The following is a 17,927-nucleotide window of genomic DNA, read 5'->3' as shown; positions in this document are numbered from 1 at the left end:
CCTTATGCGGGCAGCGGGAAAACGGCGTTGACCTGGCCGGTGCCGGAGCTGGCGAACAGCTCAGTGAGGAACTCCACCTTGCCGTCATAGCGGTCCCAGCCGAGCATCCCCAATAGCATCACCGTGTCGTGCATGTTGCCCTCGCCGTAGCAGTAGTCGGCGTACTCCGGCAGCATGCTGCAAAACTCTTTAAACTGGCCTTCGCGCCACAGCTTGACCACCCGCTCGTCCATCTGACGGTCGAACTCGCGGGTGTAGCTGTTCATCCCTTCTTCCGCACGCTGGTCGTCGATAAAGCGGTGCGACAGCGAGCCGCTGGCGAGCACCGCCACGGTGCCGTCGTACTTTTCGATGGCGCTGACGATGGCCTCGCCCAGCCTGCGGCTGTCGGCGAAATCGTGAACCGTGCAGAACGCCGAGATGGAGATCACTTTGAAGTGCTTATCCGCGTTCATGTAGCGCATCGGCACCAGCGTGCCGTACTCCAGCTTGAGGCTCGGGATGTTGTGCGCCTTGGCGCGCACGCCGAGCTTCACCGCTTCGTCGGCGATCAGCTGCCCGAGCTCCGGGTTGCCGTCGTAGTCGTAGGTCATGTCGCGGATAAAGTGAGGCAGCTCGTTGCTGGTGTAGACGCCTGAAAAATGATCCGCACAGTTGATGTGGTACGCGCTGTTTACCAGCCAGTGGGTGTCGAACACGATGATGGTGTCCACGCCCAGCTCGCGGCAGCGCTTGCTGATCTCTTTATGCCCGTCGATGGCCGACTGGCGGCAGCCGTGGTTTTTCCCCGGCAGCTCGGAAAGGTACATCGACGGCACGTGGGTGATTTTTGCCGCTAACGCTAGCTTGCCCATTGTCAGATCCCCCATTTTGGAATCGGATGGTCGCCCATGGAGATGCAGACGTTCTTCATCTCCGCGAACACTTCAAAGCTGTACTCGCCGCCCTCGCGCCCGGTGCCGGAGGCCTTCACGCCGCCAAACGGCTGGCGCAGGTCGCGCACGTTCTGGGTGTTGACGAACACCATGCCCGCTTCAATGCTGCGCGCCAGACGGAGCACCTTGCTGACGTCCTGGGTCCAGATGTATGACGCCAGGCCGTACTCCACGTCGTTGGCCAGCCGCAGCCCTTCCGCTTCGTCCTTAAACGGCAGCAGGCAGGCCACCGGCCCGAAGATCTCCTCCTGCGCCACGCGCATGCGGTTGTCGACGTCCGCCAGCACCGTCGGGCGCAGGAAGTTGCCGCCTTTCAGGTGTGCAGGCAGATCGACCGGTTTGTCCGGGCCGCCCGCCAGCAGGGTGGCGCCTTCCTTGATGCCGAGGCGGATATAGCCGGAGACTTTCTCCCAGTGCTGCTGGCTGATGAGCGCGCCAATCTGGGTGTTCGGATCGGTCGGATCGCCCACGCGCAGGCGATTGGCGCGTTCGGCGAAGCGCTTGACGAACTCCGGGTAGATGCTCTGCTGGATGAAGATGCGCGAGCCCGCAGTGCAGCGCTCGCCGTTGATGGAGAAGATGGTGAACAGGGCGGCGTCCAGCGCGCGCTCGATGTCGGCATCCTCAAAAATCAGCACCGGGGATTTGCCGCCCAGCTCCATGGAATATTTCTTCAGCCCGGCGTTTTTCATAATGTTGCGCCCGGTGGCGGTGCCGCCGGTGAAGGAGACGGCGCGCACGTCGTGGTGGCGCACCAGCGCGTCGCCTGCCGTCGCCCCGTAGCCCTGCACCACGTTCAGCACGCCCGCCGGAATGCCCGCCTCCAGCGCCAGCTCGCCCAGACGGTCGGCGGTCAGCGGCGAGAGTTCAGACATCTTCAGCACCGCGGTGTTGCCCAGCGCCAGGCACGGCGCGACCTTCCAGGTGGCGGTCATAAACGGCACGTTCCACGGCGACACCAGCGCGCAGACGCCCACCGGCTGCACCAGGGTGTAGTTGAGCATCTTGTCGTCGACCGGGTAGGTTTTGCCGTTCATCTGCTGGCACACCTCGGCGAAGAACTCGAAGTTGTGCGAGGCGCGCGGGATGAGCACATTTTTGGTCTGGTGGATCGGCAGGCCGGTGTCGGCGGTTTCCATGGCGGCGATCTCGGGCACGTTCCGGTCGATCAAATCCCCCAGGCGACGCATCAGGCGCGCGCGCTCCTTCATCGGCAGGTTGGCCCATTTCGGGAACGCCTCTTTAGCGGCGGCAACGGCCTGATGAATTTCCGCTTCACCGCCGGAGGCGACTTCCGCTAATACCTCGCCGGAGGCCGGGTTAGTGGTATGGAAGTACTCGCTTCCGGCGACGTTTTTACCGTTGATCCAGTGGTTAATCTTTTTCATTTTGCAGTCTCCTCGCTGACAATCCGGTTCACCAGGCGGCCCACGCCTTCCACTTCCACCACCACTTCATCGCCCGGCACCACGTCGGACAGCCCCTTCGGCGTGCCGGTGGCGATCATGTCGCCCGGCTGTAGGGTCATAAAATCGCTCAGATACGCAATCAGGTAAGGAATGCTGAAAATGAGATCGGCGGTGGTGCCTTCCTGACGCAGTTCGCCGTTGACGAAGGTGCGCAGGGTTAAGTTATGCGGATCAGGAATGGCTTCTTTCGGCACGATGTTCGGGCTGATGGGGGTTAATCCGTCGCGGCTTTTGACCCGCAGGTTCGGGCGGTAGTAATTTTCCAGGTAGTCGCGGATGGCGTAGTCGTTGCAGACCGTGTAGCCCGAGACATACTCCATCGCCTCGGCTTCGCTCACCTTACGCGCGGTTTTACCGATGACCACCACCAGCTCCGCCTCGTAGTGCATGTATTCGATATTATTCGGGCGCACCGAGGTCTGGTTGTCGCCATTGAAGGTGTTCGGCGCTTTGATAAACACCAGCGGCTCGGTGGGCGGCTTGAAGTCCAGCTCGCTGGCATGATCGGCGTAGTTAAGACCGAGGGCGAACAGCGTGGCGTGTTCAGGCGTGCGGTGGGAAAGGGCAACGTCGCGCTCGTTCACCACCGGGTTTTCCAGCGGTGGGAAACCTTCCGCCAGAATCCGCACGCGATCGCCCGGGCGGATCTCCACGCGGCTTTGCGGTGTGCCGAGCAGGATCGCATCGCCGGGATTGAGGGTGGCGAATTCGCTCAGGGCGCTCAGCAGTTCGGCGGCGCTGCGCTGCAGATCGGCGGTGTTCCAGTGGTCCGCTTCGCGGCCGTTGATCTCGGTGATGATGGTTAGGTTGTCGACGTTATCAACGGCGGCCAGCTCGCCAAGCGGGCAAAAGCCGTCCCGGCATTTGGCCTTAATGGCCGGGCGGTAGAAGCTCTCTTCCGGCAGGCTCACCTCGTTGGCCAGCGCGTACCCGGCGATGTACGCCGCGGCGTCCTCTACGCGCACCCTGCTGGCGGTTTTACCCACCACCAGCGCCACCGTCGCGCCGCTTAACACCGTTTCCCCCTGCGGGAAAGGAATGGGCTCGCCCGCGCGAATCACCGTGTTGTGCGGTTTGATAAACCACACCGGCGTTTTTGGCGGCATGTTGTAAGGGGCTTTTTCAAACGCCTCAGCCCAGGCTGCTTGCTGACTCTGGTGGTTCAGCGCGACGGCAAATACGGTACCTTTCATTCACCTACTCCTCACCCCGACGGTCCGGGTTATGATTTCATTAATATGTTAATGATCTGGTTTTATGCTTTTGCTGTTTATTTCGCAATCAGAAGTGAAGAATTTGTGATATGAATAACAATAAATTTACATTATGGATTTTAATCCTATGTAAATCAGTTGATTAATAAAAACGAATGGTTTCTGTTAGACTTTCTGGCAGGAAACGTGTTGTTTATAAAAACATCTTTTATGAATCGTTTACTTGTTAATGATGTGAAGGGGAGAGGCTATGCATGATTCATTAACCATCGCGCTTTTGCAGGCGCGGGAAGCGGCGATGTCGTACTTCCGTCCGATTGTGAAGCGGCATAACCTCACCGAGCAGCAGTGGCGCATCGTGCGCGTGCTGGCTGAACATCCGTCGATGGATTTTCACGATCTGGCGTTTCGCACCTGTATTCTGCGCCCGAGCCTGACCGGCATTCTGACGCGCATGGAGCGCGACGGCCTGGTGCTGCGCTTAAAGCCGGTGAACGACCAGCGCAAGCTGTACGTGTCGCTGACCAAAGAGGGAAATGCGCTGTACGAGCACGCCCAGGCGCAGGTGGAAGAGGCGTATCAGCAGATTGAGGCGGAATACACCCCGGAGAAGATGAAGCAGCTGACGGCGCTGCTGGAAGAGTTTATTGAACTCGGGAACCGGCATAACGCAGCGCGGGAAGAAGAGTAAAAACCACAAATTCCAGGATGATTTTCGTAAAGTTTTCCCTTTCCAGGCCGAAAATTCTGTATCTGTCTGAGGAAAGAGAAAACATGTTAAACCGTATCAAGATTGTCACCAGCTTAATGCTGGTTTTAGCGATATTTGGCCTTTTACAACTCACATCCGGTGGTCTTTTCTTTAATGCTCTGAAGAATGACAAAGAGAATTTCACCGTCCTGCAAACCATTCGTCAGCAACAATCCACCCTTAACGGGAGCTGGGTTGCGCTGCTGCAAACCCGTAATACCCTGAACCGCGCGGGCATCCGCTACATGATGGATCAGAACAATATCGGCAGCGGCGCGACCGTTAACGATCTGATGCAGATTGCGTCTGCCTCGCTGAAACAGGCGGAAAAAAACTGGGCTGACTATGAAGCCCTGCCGCGCGACCCGCGTCAGAGCGACGCCGCTGCGCTGGAAATAAAACGTAACTACGATATCTACCACGGTGCGCTGGCTGAGCTAATTCAGCTGCTGGGGGCGGGCAAAATCAACGCCTTCTTCGACCAGCCGACCCAGAGCTACCAGGATGGATTCGAGAAGCAGTACGTGAGCTACCTGCAGCAGAACGACAAGCTGTACCAGATGGCGGTTGAAGACAGCAACAGCTCTTACACTCAGGCTATCTGGGTGCTGATCAGCGTGCTGGTTGCCGTGCTGGTGGTGATTGTGGCCGTCTGGCTGGGTATCAAGCAGGCGCTGATCTCTCCGCTGACGCGTCTCATTGACAATATCCGCCACATCGCCAGCGGCGACCTGGTGAAGCGCATCGACGTGGAAGGCTCTAACGAGATGGGCGAACTGGCCGACTCGTTGCGTCATATGCAGGGCGAACTGGTGCGTACCGTGGGCGACGTGCGTAACGGCGCGAACGCTATCTATAGCGGCGCGAGCGAAATCGCGATGGGCAATAACGACCTCTCTTCCCGTACTGAACAGCAGGCCGCTTCACTGGAAGAGACCGCTGCCAGCATGGAGCAGCTGACGGCGACCGTTAAGCAGAACGCCGAGAACGCCCGTCAGGCGAGCCACCTGGCGCTAAGCGCGTCTGAAACCGCGCAGAAGGGCGGCAAGGTGGTGGACAACGTGGTGCAAACCATGCGTGACATCGCGGGCAGTTCGCAGAAAATTGCCGATATCATCAGCGTGATCGACGGCATTGCCTTCCAGACCAACATCCTGGCGCTGAACGCGGCGGTAGAAGCGGCGCGTGCGGGCGAACAGGGTCGTGGATTTGCGGTGGTGGCAGGGGAAGTGCGTAACCTGGCCCAGCGCAGCGCTCAGGCAGCACGTGAGATCAAGAGCCTGATTGAAGACTCCGTGGGACGCGTGGAAGTGGGGTCAACACTGGTGGAAAGCGCCGGTGAAACCATGGGTGAGATCGTGAACGCGGTGACCCGCGTGACCGATATCATGGGCGAGATTGCCTCTGCGTCCGACGAGCAGAGCCGCGGTATCGACCAGGTGGGCCTGGCGGTGGCAGAGATGGACCGCGTGACCCAGCAGAACGCCTCGCTGGTAGAAGAGTCAGCCGCAGCGGCGGCGGCGCTGGAAGAGCAGGCGAGCCGTCTGACGCAGGCCGTGGCAGTGTTCCGCATTCAGCAGGAGCAGATGAAGGCGCGTGAATTCGCTTCGGCGAAAGCCGTTGCCGCACCGGTAATGACGCGTAAAACCGCTACTGCCGATGCAGGTGATAACTGGGAAACGTTCTAACGCCGTGCGTTGTGCCGGGTGGCGGCTGCGCCTTACCCGGCCCACTGTTCAGTGTTTTGTAGACCCGGTAAGCGCAGCGCCACCGGGCGATATTACAGAGGCAGGCGCATGGCGCAGCGCGTTTCATACGCTAAACCGTGCGCCGTCTCTTCTTCCCTTTTCTGACGCAATTCAGGCGTCAGCCTCGTCATCATTTCAAACCCCAGCCGCGCATAGAACGGCGCATTCCACGGTACGTCCCTGAACGTCGTCAGCGTCAGCGCGGTCAGACCCCTTTTACGGGCGCAATCTGCCACGCAGGCGATGAGCTGTCTGCCAATCCCTTTTCGCTGCCAGTCCAGATCAACCGAGAGTTCGACAATAAACAGTGATGACGGGTGGGCTTCGGCAAGGACAAACCCGACGGGCTGGTCGTTTGCCAGCGCCAGCCAGCTGAGCCCGCGTTCGGCATAGTTGAGGTGTTGCTCAGCGGGAATGACCTCGCCGTCGGCAAGCCAGGCGAGTTCCGGGATGTCGCGGAATCGCCCGGCCGCCGCGCGTTCAATGGCGGACAGGGCGGCAACGTCGCTGAGGGTGGTGGGGCGAATGCGAATAGTCATGGCGGCAAGTATAGCCTGACCCGTCGACATTATTCCGAGCAGATCAGCACCGGCGAATAAAAATTGCTGATCACCAGCGCGTCTTCCGGCGTGCGCTCTATCGTCAGAAGCCTTTTATTGCCCAGCGTCAGGCCGGCAACGTATTTTTCAAAGACCCCGGGCGGCATCGCGTCATGGCTAAAGCGCTCCACTTTTTGAATGACGATCTCATACAGTTCGTCCTCCACGTGACGCCATTTAAACATCTCCTGGCGAGAAACCTCCCAGCTGCGCGGGGCATTCACCACGTTGCCGTTAACCGTGATGTACCCCGTTTTGTCGGGGTGAAAGCGCATAATGACCTCACCGTCAAAGGTGAAATTGTGGCTGTCGCGCTCGTCGGTAAACGTCAGGTTTCCGTCGCAGGTTACCGACAGCGGAGGCGTGTGAAAATACCACGCCAGCGCGGTGCCCAGCAGCAGCAGGTTGAGGATCAGGATTAGCCAAACTTTTTTCTGTCTCATATCACCACTCGTAATAGTAAAGCGTACGACAGGCGCTGGCTTTACCCCGCGTGAGGGAGCATTGGGAGAGCACCAGCCGCCCTTCGTGGCCGTAGAAAAGCGTTCTCTGAATGTGCATGTAGAAAATCGAATTTTTCAGACACGGAAGGTGACCGTCCTTTTGAAGCGTTTGCGCGAGCGTAATCGCCTTCCCGTGAAACACGTCCGCCAGCGGCGTAAAGGTGTAAACCGGACAGGTGCCGATATGCGTCAGCAGATGGATCTCCCGCTGCGGGGCGTCTGGCTTGATGAGCACGATCCAGATGCTTAGCGCAACGACGACCAGCGTGAGCGCGCCGCAGAACAGCCATTCCGGGCGAACGCGCCATGCAGGTTTCACCGTTTTGGCGATCGGGGGGGCCTCCTCCAGCGGAGTGACGGTGACGTCTGCGCTGAGCATAAAGCCCGTTTTCGGTACGGTAACGATAAACAGCGCGTCGGGAAGCAGGGTCGCCAGCATCTTGCGCAGAATGCTGATGTACTGGTTTAAGGAGTTGTTAGATCCCTGGAGCCCTCGCCGATCCCAGACTTCCTGGAGAAAGGTTTCCCGTTCGACCACGTTCCCATGATGCTGAACCAGCAGCCTCATGATGGTATTGGCTGTGCAGGTGAGGAGCTGCGCATCCTCATCCGGCGCATTGATAAGAGAAACAGAGCCGTCCTCGTCGTTATAGACGATGGCGTCAGCAAGCAGGTATTTCATAAGTTGTTGTAATAAAAACAGAGATAATGAATGAAAAAAGGCTTACGCCCTCAAGGCTGCATTGCTGGCTATTTTAACGCCACTGTTACCGATAACATTGATCCAGACAGGTTTTTGGGTGATTTAATAAGTCAGCGTGATAATCACGTCATCAATAAACTCCCCGGTACCGGTTAGCGGCTGTGCCGGGACCTCGCCGTAAACGGTGTAGTTCTGGGTGCCGCCTGCAGGGTTGGTGACCTGCAGCGCATCGCCGCTGCTTTGATCTCCCCAGCGTTGCGTGGCCGCCTCATCCTGCCAGAGACCGTAGCGCAGGCAATGACCCTCGCTGTTGCAGAGCTGCCGCTGGTTACCGCTGGCATGGTTGCCTTTTCCCATGGCAAGGGTGAACGCGGTTCCGGCCGGACAGCGCGTGGTGAGGGTGGCGGAGGATCGCGTCGGGCTCAGGGTAGCGGTGCTGGTCAGCGTGCCGAAGTTAAGCGGCGTCACGCGCTCGATGTAGCACCCCTGGCTGATTTCGGCCTGAGCGCTGGTGCCGCCCTGCACCTGCTCCCCCTCTGCGGAACCGTCCGAGCAGTTTTGCAGCGCGTCCTGGCGCAGGGCGCTGTGCCAGGCGATGCGCAGATTCATGTTGTAGTTGTAATAGTGGTAGGCCGGAAGCTGGCTTTGCCCTGGCGGAATGGTAGCGATAAGCGGAAAGGTACCGCTGACGTTGGCATTGCTTTCCGCGGCGAGGGTCTGCTGAATCAGGTTCCCGTTGCTGGCAGGCCCCAGCTCCTGAGAGCGCGCTGCGCCGTTAAGCAGGCGGAAGAGGAGGGTGTACTGTTTCCCCTCCTGATCTCCCTGGGAGATCATCTCAAAGGGCGGGGCGTCTACGCTGCTCAGGCAGACGTTAATATATTCCGTCCTGCCCTCGTTGTCGGCCTGGCAGCTAAATTTGACCTCGGTGTTGACGGAGGTGGTATTGCCCGCCACGACGTTGCCAAAGTTAATGGCGGGCATGGAGGTTATCCAGCAGGCTGCCGCCATCGCCTTCACGGACAGGACGAGCAGCAATAATAACGGCGCTCTTAATGACACAGTTGTTCTCCGATATTCTGTATAGATGATGCGGTACGGGGCGCCGGAAGCGTGACCCGGCACTCTCCCTCACCGGTCTTCACCACCAGTTCGCCCGGCAGGGGCGGATCTTCAAGCCAGATAAAGCCGTCGCGTCCTACGATGGTGGCACCCTGCGGCGTTGACACGATGCTGCCCAGCGGGAGCGGCCTGCGGCGGCTGTCGACCAGCCGGGCCTGAACCGTGACGGCGTGATGGACGTTAAACTCGACTTTCACCGCGCTGCTGTTGCCCGGTCTGGCATGCATGTCGGTAACAGGGGCGATCACATCGGCGGGCAGATCGAGCGGGTTAATGCTGACTTTGCTGTTGTGGTAGCGCGGCAGGTCGGTTAGCAGGAGATAACCGTCTTCATCCGTTTCACCGGCCGGGCGGTTTTCCAGCATTACCGGTACGTGCCCAATGCCGTGGGTGGACACCAGCGCCATGCCCTGCTGGATGTAGCGCAGCGGGTACAGGCTGCCGTCCAGCAGCGTCAGGCTGCCTTCGGCGGAGGCGTACTGGTTGCCCTGGTTGGCACCTTGCTGCAGCCCAACGTGCCATTCGCCCGCTCGGCCCAGGTAGCCGAGGTCCGCATATCTTTCACGTCGTTCGCCGAAGCCCTGGCCCAGCTCCCATGACCAGCCGCCGGCCTCATCGTCCGGCTGGTGGCGGTAATCCATGCGCGGCGTATCCCGGCTGACCTGAGCGGAGAGCGTGTCCTCGCGACCCAATGGGACGGAAAGCAGCAACTGAACGTGGCTCGACGCGTCCGTAAACGAGCGGGTGTAGCTCAGCGTGGTGGAGATGTGTGCCGGCAGCGATACCGACCAGGAGGCGTTGAGGTAACGCTCTGTGCTGCCCTGAATGTTCTGCTGTACCCAGCCCGCGCCCACGGTACCGAAGTGGGGGATGGACTGGCTTACCCAAACGCTGTCGCTGCGTCTGACGGGCGCGGCACCGCTCATGCGGGCGTTGTCGGCGAAATCCGCCTCGGTACGGACGGTGCTGGCAGAAATGCTCGTTCCCCTGCCGTTCCACTGCCAGCCAAGGCCCCACTGAACGCCCTGACCGTAAGGGCTGTCGCTCACGGCAACGTGCTTGCTGACCACCCCCACGGCGGGAGAGACCAGCCAGTCAGTGCCCATACCCACGTTGCGCAGCCTGCGCTGCTGTTCCGTATGCAGCGCCAGCGTCAGGCTATTATTCACCCCATAGCGCCAGCCCGCGTCCAGCAGCGGCGAGGCGGCATAGTCGTCGGAGCGCAGGGCGTAGTTTTCGCGCATCCAGCCGATGTCCAGCGAACCGCTGCTGAACCCTTCCGCCAGCATGCCCGGCGCGCCGTAGAGATCGAGCTGTACGGTGCGACGCTGGCCGTTGATATCGGTAATGACCACCTCCGCCTGTCCGCTTCCGGTGAAGGAGGGCAGGGTATCCAGTAGAAAGTCTCCCGGCGTGACGCGCTGGCTGCTCTGCTTAAGGCCGTCGATATACAAATCGACCGTGGAAGGCAGCACGGCCGTGTCGCTGTAGCGGCTGCGCGGTTCGGTATTGAGCTGGGGATTGAGCTCAAAGTTACGTGCCCAGTGCAGCCCGCCAAAGCGTACCTGTCGGCTCCAGCCGGTGCCGGTGGTGACGCTGTCGCCCAGCGCCAGCGTGGTCAGCGAGTCGGTGTTGTCCCACTGCCAGCGGGTTTCGAGACGCGTATGGGTCGGTCGACCGGCGCTGTTTTCCTCCCCGACATGGCTTGAAAAACTGCTGCTGAACGTTCCAGGTAGCCCACCGGACGCGGTCAGCATGGTCTGGGCGTTAAGCTGGCGCTTCCCTTGCACGTCGCTGGCGTAGAGCGCATATCCGAGCGTATAGGCGTTGACGGGCTGCGCATCAGGATAGCGGTACATCGGCGTGGGCCTTGAGACGGTCAGATGCTGCTGGCCCTCGAGCGCGTCTGCCTCTGCGGTAATCGACACCTGCTGGGACAGCACGTCGAGATTGACGTTCAGGCCCGGCAGGGAGGTCAGCTCAACCCACTCTGCGCGATCGTCCGGGGCGTGAAGCCCCAGCTTTTTCATGTCGCTGCGGCTTATCCATAGCGCATTATCCACCACCCGGCAGGCCCATAGCTCGCCTCGCGGGGCGTGGTTCACGGTAATGGCCAGCCATTGCACGGTGTCGGCGGGCTCAGTCCGGGCTGACAGCATGAGCGGTAGCCAAAACAGGAGCGCGAGAAGCGAGCGGGCGCAGGGGTATCTGGCTGGCATGATGGTCATCATTAAGATAGACGCGCAGCGAGCTGAGCGCGTGACGTGTGGGCTGCTTGAGCGATAAAAGGGCGGTTTGTCCCGGGAGCACATAGCCCGCCAGGCCTTTAATCGACCCGACAACCTTCCCATCGGCCGTCAGGGCCTCAAGGTGGCTCAGGCGGATGTGGCGGTTTCCGGCGTTAAAGCAGCGGAGAGTGGCCGGTATGTCTGCCTGCTCACAGCTCAGGGCATCGTGGCTGACGGGCGCGCTCTGGCTCCCGGCAATAAACACCGGAATCGAGTAGCGCAGCAGGAAGTGTACCGCGGAGGGGTTGGCGGCACGGGACGCGGCGTCCGGCAGTTCGTCAATAACCAGCCGGTAACTTTGCTCCTGCGCACGGATGCCGGGCTGCAAAACGATAATGCGCACCAGCTGCTGCTGGCCCGGCGCCAGTGAAGTCATCGCCGGGCTGGTGACCACCTCCCCGGTGGACACCAGCACATCTTTACCGTTTTTTTGCGTCCATTCGTATACCCGAATCTGCGCATTGATGGCCGCTTTCCCACTGTTTGTGAGATAGACCGCCGCTGCCCGCTGGTCGCTCTGCAGATCGAGTGTTACCGGGGCCACCTGAAGCGTGGCGGCCAGCGCGTAGCGCGACAGCAGCGCCAGCATCATGAGCCACAGAATGAAGCAGGGAAGGTAGCGACGCACGATCAGTACTCCAGTTTTAACGTGATATCGTCGCTGTAGTTCCCTGCCTGGGCGGTTGTCAGCGCCCCGGCGTCAATGACGCCATACAGCGTTTCTTCCTGTTCCGCACCGTTGCCGGTATCGTCCAGACCAGTCGTCTCGTTGATTTGCTTCTGTTTGCCTTCGTCAGCAAAGAGTTTCCACGCAATCTTCTGCGCCCCGGTTTCGCCGTTTTCCGGCTTCAGCCAGAAGGTGCCGCTTTCGCCGTCGGGGCTGGTGGCGGTGAGGGTGAACGGCGTGCCGTTGGTACAAACGATATCGACCTGCGTTTTGGCCAGGATTTCGCTCGACTCATCGGAGCCGTGACGCGAGAAGTTGAGGTCGTTGGCTTTGAGGGTGCACGACTTCACGACCTCAAGTGATACATGCATCGTCGCGCTTGCGGTACTGTCTGCGGCGATCGCAGCAGCAGGAAGCAGGAGAGCGGAACAACATACAGCGGTGGGAATAATTTTCATGATCTTATTTCCTGACGTGAGTAACAGTGCAATTACAAAGCGAATGACTGAGCGTCCAGCAGGCAGCGTTTTTGATGGCATTCTGCCAGGGTATGGCAGCAAAAGGTGGGGCAAGGCCATAAGCAGGCTTGCCGCGCAGAACGATGACCCGATCGCCAGCATTCAAAATGAAAGGGGTCATTTTCTCCCCCACAGATAGCCCTGGCCGTAATCGGCCGCGCTCGCGCAGGCCAGCGCGAAATCACCCGCGGTTTCGATGCCTTCGATCAGCACCTTGCTGGCGACGCGCTTGCACTCGCGGGTGAGATGCAGAAACTTCGCCTGCTCGGTCCGTCCGTTCCAGAAGGTATGTTTGTCAATTTTGATGCCGCAGAAGCGGATCTGGCTGGTCAGCAGGTCGGGAAGTAGGTCTTCGCAGACATCGTCTGCCCACACTTCTATCCCCCACTGATGGAGCGTCGCGATGCATTTCCTCAGCGCCTGGCTTTGCGTATCGTCGAGTTGGACCATCGTATGGAGATCGGTGATCTCGATAGCAAGTTTCTCCGGGCACGGGGTTTCTTCTTTTAGCCTGTCGAGGAAGTCCGTTTCCAGCAGTAAATCCGATGTTGCATTGAGGTAATACTTGTCGCCATCCTTGCAAAACATGGCGTGACGAAGCTGCGCAAAGAAGTGCGCTTTACGCTGCGTCGCCGACAGCGAGCCAAAGTAATCTTCAAGATTGACGTTGGGCTTTGCCGTGGACAATACCTCCCAGGCAATCACATTTTCACTGCGCAGTGCCCGGATGGATTCGAACTTATAGCCGGTTAGCATGATAAACGTGCGTAACGCTCCGTGGTGATTTCAGGAGCTTGGAATTTTACGGATCTGGATTTTGGCGGGATATTTATAGATAAAAATGGCTTATATAAAGTGTTTTAATCTAATTTATAAGAATATTATAGGATTATTTATTTTCATAAGCGCCCGGCAGAACGCCGGGCGCGACGCGTCTTAACCCGCCTTGCTGACGATTTTGATTTCGACCATGCCGATTCCAAGCTCGCGGGGTGAGTGCCCAAGGATATTCCCTTCATTCGTGGACTGCGGGTCCGGCGGTACGATCACCAGGGTATTACTGCGCGAAGGATTCTCAAAGTGCAGCGTGTGCGTGCTCACGTCGTTTCCAAGCGTTAACGTCTGCTCCTGATCTCCCACGCGAACGGGGACGGGCTTGTTGGCATTGGGTCCATAAGCCCTGGCGGTGATCACCAGGTCGAACTGTTCCGGCAGCGGATGGGTGTACTCAATTTTCACCTCATTGCCCAGCTGCGCGTTTGACCAGCGTCCCCACGACTCCGGACGGGAGATGCCGCTAAACTGCTTCACCTCTTCGGGCGCGCCGGCCACGTTAAAGATAAAGCTGTCCGCTTTATAGCGGATGTCGTTGTCGACGATTTTCAGCATGTCGATGTTGTGCTGATAGCGAGCCGTATCAATCACCGTATCTTTAAAGGCGGTTTTGCCTTTCCACTGGGCTTTGTCGACATGCTGCACGGTTTGCTCCCCGCCAAGCTGGCCCTGAGAGACGCACCAGTCCGTAGAGAGCGCCAGCGGCTGCGACCAGAGCTGACCCATTTTGTAACACCGGTCAATCCAGACGAAGTTATCGCGAGGGGCGAAATCGGCCAGCTGGAAGCGCAGCGGCGCGGAATACTCGCTTTCCGGCAGCGGTTCGACGCGACTATCCGACACGCGCACCAGCAGCGGCAGGCGGAAATTGCTGCCGGAGAAGGCAACGGTGTTTTTATCCCGATCGACGGTGAAGTCTTTCATCTCTTTCGGGAAATTCCACAGGCGGATGATGTCGGGCTTCCAGGCGAGGATTTTTTCCTTCATGTTGAGGAACACTTCCGACAGGGATTGCCCCGACAGCGTGCTGCGCCCGAGGCCAATAAAGTTGTCGCCCCCCAGAATGTCCAGCACGGTTGCGCCGTTATCCATGGAGTTGCGTTTGGTGGCGATTAACTCCTGCTGCGGCTGGTCGCCGCGCAGCACGAAGAACAGGTTGCTGCGATCCTGCTTGCTGAGCTGGTCCCACGCGCTGTTTTTCATTGCCAGATGGTCAGACGATACGACGATGACGGTGTTTTTAAACCAGGGTGAGGCTTTGATTTTCTCGACCAGCGCGGCGATGTGCTCCTGGCTACAGGTCACCGCACTGAAAGACTTGTTATTTTTGCCGTCCACGTCATAGCTTTTTCGCTTACAGGTGCGCGAGACGAACCCGTCCGGATGGTGCGTATCTACCGTCAGCGCAAAGAGAGAAAAACGCTTCCCGGCGCGGGAAAGTTCCTCGAATTTCTTCCAGGTTTCGTCCAGCACCGTATCGTCATAGAAGCCCCAGTCGTTGCGGTAGGTGGGATCGGCAACCGTCGTTTTTAACTCTTCTGAGCCATACAGGTGGTCAAAACCGTGGGATTTCAGGAACACATCTTTTCCGGCAAAGCGCAGGTTTGCTCCCTGCATAAAGTAGTTTTCATAGCCGGAGTTTTTCAGTATATCGCCCAGGCAAATATTCTGCGGGAAGAACGTCGACATCGAGGCGGAGGCGTTGCCTTCAAAAGGTGCGAACAGCGGGATACCGCACTGGGAGGCCACCATCCCGGCGATAGTGTAATCCGTGCCGGGTAACTGCATGGTGTGGCTGAAATCGAGGCCTTCGTTTTTCAGCGCGCCCAGTTCCGGCGTGAGGTTCGGAAACGCATCGTTATCAAAGTAGGTGCGCTCCAGGCTTTCACCGTAGATGTAGACCAGGTTGAGCTTCGGGTTGGCGATCGTTTTCGACGGCTCTTTATAGTAGGCCACGAAGTCCGGATCGCCGTCGCGCGACTGGGATTTTACAAGCTCGGTGATCTGATGAAACGCGGGGCTGGCGTCGACGGAGGCCAGCGCCAGGAAAAGCGCCAGCAGGCTGTAGCCATGATGGTGAGGAAGATGGCGACGGCGGCGCAGCACCCAGGCGAGCGCGCCGAAAATCGTCACCAGCGCCACGATCAGTCCCAGCCCCGGAAGGATGTATTTACCTACTCCCGCGCCCGTCAGGCTGTTCGTCAGGGTGTAGAGCACAGCATCGTTAATGCCGTCGCCGGTGAAGTAATCGCTGGCGTATAAGGTAATGTTTAAAACGATAAAAATGCCGAGCACCACCAGCGTGGCGATAAACCACCAGGTGTTACGGCCGGCTTTCCAGGCATAAACGCCGACGGAAGCCAGAAAAAGGATAAGAGAGATGAATTCTGACAACAGCATATCCTCATGACGCCAGGTGCTTCGCTGGCTAACTGTTTATTTTTGGTAAGACAATGTAATGGCGATGTCGTTTAGCTGCAATTTTAGTGTCACGAAAGTGTGCTGTTGTTAGGATTTGGTTTATAAAATCGTTTTTATGAGGATGGTCGCATCCTGACAAACGGACGCTGAGACGATGGCAGGTAGGAAAAACGCTCATTTAACGCCGCGATGCAAGCCTATCGCATTAAACGCGGCGTGTTGTGGCAGAAAATGGGGCGGATCAGGAGATGAAATTAACGCCTTGTTTCAGCACCAGATCGCAGGCTTTGGTTTTCACCTGTTTTGCCAGGGCGGAGTTGCCAAGGGTGCTTAGGTTAAGCTGTTGGCCGTTTTGCGCGTTAAGCAGGCCCTGAATGCCGTCCATATAGCTGGTATCCGCTTTTTGCTCCTGCGTGTCGAGACCCAGTTTACCCAGCACCTGGTTTTTCACGTTTTGCGCGTCGGTCACCGAGGCCAGCTTTTGCTTAGCGCAATATTCCAGAATCCCCGCCGCGTTGTTCATCGTGCCCGCGCTCAGGCTCTGGGAACTGTTGCTCAGGAGGCTGGTGAGAGAAGAGGCCGAGAGCCCGCCCTGGGCGCTGCTGCTCTCTTTGGTCAGCTCATTCGCGGCGCTTGACAGGGACTCCTGCCACGAAGCCGCTTGTGCTGCGCCGGTAATCAGCAGCGCGCCTAAAAAGGTGCTGATAAGAATCTGTTTTTTCATAATGGCTTTCTCAAAAAGGTCCGTTTTGGGCCGGAAGGGGTTCCAGTATATACCTGCGCCCTGCTGGCGATTCCTGGAACTGTCTTAATACTCTTTGCCGGTGACGCGGCTGCGGTAACTGTCCCAGTCGAAGATGACATACAGACTGTTGCCAAGCTTCATGCGGTCCATGACGCGTTCGCCCAGTAAGCGGGTCATCTCGTCAATGTTGTGGTTCGTCAGCATGCCGGTGGGACGTTTGGACGAAGAGCGGCGATCGACTATCTGGTTGATGATGACCTTTTCATAACGGGATTCCGTCTGCACGCCAATCTCGTCGATGACCAGTAGATCGACATTGCTCAGATCGTTAAGCAGCTGCTCTTCGCTGGTTTCACGGTTGCTGAAGGTGTCTTTCATGGCGGACATAATATCGGCCACGGTGATGATGAGGACCGATTTGCCGCGCAGAAGCAGTTCGTTGCAGATGGCGGCAGCAAGATGGTTTTTGCCGGTGCCCGGCTTGCCGCTAAAAATGAAGCTGGCGATATTGCCGTCAAATTCATCCACGTACTGACGCGCGGCGGCGAGCGCGTTCATCTGCCCGGTGGTCTCAACTTTATAATTATCGAACGAGCAGTTCTGGTGCAGGGGGCGAATACCGGAGCGGTTAAAGGTGCGCTGCATTTTCATCGCCCGGTTTTCGCGGGCGAGCGCGGCGGCACGAATTTTACCTTGCTCCTTTTGCCACGCCAGCAGCTCTTCACCCGTGGTGAAGGCGGGCTTCACGTTGGCTGGCATCATTTTTTGCAGACGTTTCATCAGGTCGCCGACGTTCTTCATTTCGCACCTCGGAATCCACTCGGGATCTGTTTATCCGGTTCTGAAAACGTGTTGATATCGCGCTTAGGCTGGCCATTGTTACTGGCGCGGGTAATTTGAAGATGACGCGCGAGCTTTTGCTGCCACTGAATGTGGGTGAACACTTTGCCTTCCGCCTGCCACCAGGCGATAAACGCGGCGAGCTCTTCCGCGGTGGCTGGCTGAGTTAACGCAATGCCCCACAATGCTGCCTGCCGCTGAAAATCTGCGTCAGGCTGCCAGCCCGCGTACAGGACAAATTTGCCCATCGGAACGGTTAGCGGGGTATTAACCGGTTCTTCAAAAAACTGGTTATCCAGCGTGACGTCGCTTGCCGGACGTGACATCTGCGCTTCGATCTCCAGAAGCTGCGCCAGACGTTCCGGCGTGATTGCGTAAAACGCCGGCGTGTTGTCGGCAAAAACCGCAACCGTGCCGCCTTCGGCGTGGGTCAACACACCGCGTGGGTCGCGCATAAAGGCATCAATGCCAGCAATGCTGGTGGTCAGAATTCTGGAGGACATAACGCTTACTCAACTGATTACTACGGGCGTGATATGGGCTTATGGTAGCACAGAGAGGGGAGGGGATGGA

At 58.3% G+C, this 17,927-nt stretch carries 17 protein-coding genes; 2 read left to right on the top strand and 15 right to left on the bottom strand.

Annotated features, from left to right (window positions below):
* Window positions 1-2 precede the first annotated feature (2 nt).
* From hpaD to hpaG, 3 genes are read right to left on the bottom strand one after another with little or no spacing between them, the layout of a single operon-like run.
* Window positions 3-854 (bottom strand): 3,4-dihydroxyphenylacetate 2,3-dioxygenase, encoded by an 852-nt coding sequence (gene hpaD / locus ACMWL8_RS13700; protein WP_045259527.1) that lies wholly within the window; start codon window positions 852-854, stop codon window positions 3-5.
* A 2-nt stretch (window positions 855-856) separates the two neighbouring features.
* The gene (hpaE, locus tag ACMWL8_RS13695; protein WP_045259526.1) at window positions 857-2,323 is read right to left on the bottom strand and encodes a 5-carboxymethyl-2-hydroxymuconate semialdehyde dehydrogenase; all 1,467 of its coding nucleotides are present in this window, start codon (window positions 2,321-2,323) and stop codon (window positions 857-859) included.
* Window positions 2,320-3,597 (bottom strand): 4-hydroxyphenylacetate degradation bifunctional isomerase/decarboxylase, encoded by a 1,278-nt coding sequence (gene hpaG, locus ACMWL8_RS13690; protein WP_045259525.1) that lies wholly within the window; start codon window positions 3,595-3,597, stop codon window positions 2,320-2,322. Before hpaG ends, hpaE begins: the two co-directional genes overlap by 4 nt.
* A gap of 271 nt (window positions 3,598-3,868) precedes the next feature.
* Here hpaG and hpaR point away from each other — a divergent pair, with 271 nt between their 5' ends.
* Complete coding sequence (gene hpaR / locus ACMWL8_RS13685; protein WP_023334396.1) at window positions 3,869-4,309, top strand: homoprotocatechuate degradation operon regulator HpaR; 441 nt, start codon at window positions 3,869-3,871, stop codon at window positions 4,307-4,309.
* 83 nt (window positions 4,310-4,392) lie between these two features.
* Window positions 4,393-6,057 (top strand): methyl-accepting chemotaxis protein, encoded by a 1,665-nt coding sequence (gene tsr / locus ACMWL8_RS13680; RefSeq protein ID WP_045259638.1) that lies wholly within the window; start codon window positions 4,393-4,395, stop codon window positions 6,055-6,057.
* A gap of 92 nt (window positions 6,058-6,149) precedes the next feature.
* On the opposite strand, the gene ACMWL8_RS13675 is transcribed toward tsr, so the two are convergent.
* The 12 genes from ACMWL8_RS13675 to dnaT all read right to left on the bottom strand — a co-directional run bounded on the left by ACMWL8_RS13675 (window position 6,150) and on the right by dnaT (window position 17,857).
* A complete protein-coding gene (locus ACMWL8_RS13675) occupies window positions 6,150-6,656 on the bottom strand; it encodes a GNAT family N-acetyltransferase (RefSeq protein WP_045259524.1) in 507 nt (168 codons plus the stop codon).
* Window positions 6,657-6,685: 29 nt separating this feature from the next.
* Window positions 6,686-7,159: a hypothetical protein gene (locus ACMWL8_RS13670; protein WP_041911308.1), complete on the bottom strand. Its 474-nt coding sequence runs from the start codon at window positions 7,157-7,159 to the stop codon at window positions 6,686-6,688.
* Window position 7,160: 1 nt separating this feature from the next.
* Complete coding sequence (locus ACMWL8_RS13665) at window positions 7,161-7,901, bottom strand: winged helix-turn-helix domain-containing protein (protein ID WP_041911307.1); 741 nt, start codon at window positions 7,899-7,901, stop codon at window positions 7,161-7,163.
* Window positions 7,902-8,024: 123 nt separating this feature from the next.
* A complete protein-coding gene (locus ACMWL8_RS13660) occupies window positions 8,025-8,981 on the bottom strand; it encodes a spore coat U domain-containing protein (RefSeq protein ID WP_045259523.1) in 957 nt (318 codons plus the stop codon).
* Entirely contained in the window at window positions 8,972-11,260 is a 2,289-nt protein-coding gene (locus tag ACMWL8_RS13655) for a fimbria/pilus outer membrane usher protein (RefSeq protein WP_235428234.1), read from the bottom strand. The genes ACMWL8_RS13660 and ACMWL8_RS13655 overlap by 10 nt, the downstream gene beginning before the upstream one ends.
* Entirely contained in the window at window positions 11,181-11,957 is a 777-nt protein-coding gene (locus tag ACMWL8_RS13650) for a molecular chaperone (protein ID WP_045259522.1), read from the bottom strand. The genes ACMWL8_RS13655 and ACMWL8_RS13650 overlap by 80 nt, the downstream gene beginning before the upstream one ends.
* Before the next feature lie 2 nt (window positions 11,958-11,959).
* Window positions 11,960-12,454 (bottom strand): spore coat U domain-containing protein, encoded by a 495-nt coding sequence (locus tag ACMWL8_RS13645; RefSeq protein WP_028015413.1) that lies wholly within the window; start codon window positions 12,452-12,454, stop codon window positions 11,960-11,962.
* Between the two features lie 177 nt (window positions 12,455-12,631).
* Window positions 12,632-13,270, bottom strand: a complete 639-nt coding sequence (locus tag ACMWL8_RS13640) for an EAL domain-containing protein (protein ID WP_028015414.1) — start codon at window positions 13,268-13,270, stop codon at window positions 12,632-12,634.
* Window positions 13,271-13,450: 180 nt separating this feature from the next.
* Window positions 13,451-15,742, bottom strand: coding sequence for a phosphatidylglycerol--membrane-oligosaccharide glycerophosphotransferase (gene opgB / locus ACMWL8_RS13635; protein WP_045259637.1), 2,292 nt, complete (start codon window positions 15,740-15,742; stop codon window positions 13,451-13,453).
* A 268-nt stretch (window positions 15,743-16,010) separates the two neighbouring features.
* Window positions 16,011-16,493 carry a DUF2501 domain-containing protein gene (locus tag ACMWL8_RS13630; RefSeq protein ID WP_028015416.1) on the bottom strand — a complete coding sequence of 161 codons (483 nt, stop codon included), beginning with the start codon at window positions 16,491-16,493 and terminating at the stop codon, window positions 16,011-16,013.
* Window positions 16,494-16,577: 84 nt separating this feature from the next.
* Window positions 16,578-17,315 carry a DNA replication protein DnaC gene (dnaC, locus tag ACMWL8_RS13625; RefSeq protein WP_045259520.1) on the bottom strand — a complete coding sequence of 246 codons (738 nt, stop codon included), beginning with the start codon at window positions 17,313-17,315 and terminating at the stop codon, window positions 16,578-16,580.
* On the bottom strand, window positions 17,312-17,857 hold the full coding sequence (gene dnaT, locus ACMWL8_RS13620; protein ID WP_045259519.1) for a primosomal protein DnaT: 546 nt from the start codon (window positions 17,855-17,857) through the stop codon (window positions 17,312-17,314). Before dnaT ends, dnaC begins: the two co-directional genes overlap by 4 nt.
* Window positions 17,858-17,927 lie beyond the last annotated feature (70 nt).

Origin of the sequence: Enterobacter sp. 04-C-12-SI-ECC (assembly GCF_047530715.1) — a bacterium.
Lineage (GTDB): Bacteria > Pseudomonadota > Gammaproteobacteria > Enterobacterales > Enterobacteriaceae > Enterobacter > Enterobacter bugandensis.
Note: the sequence above shows the minus strand (reverse complement) of the source record. Positions and strands in the feature narration are given on the sequence as shown.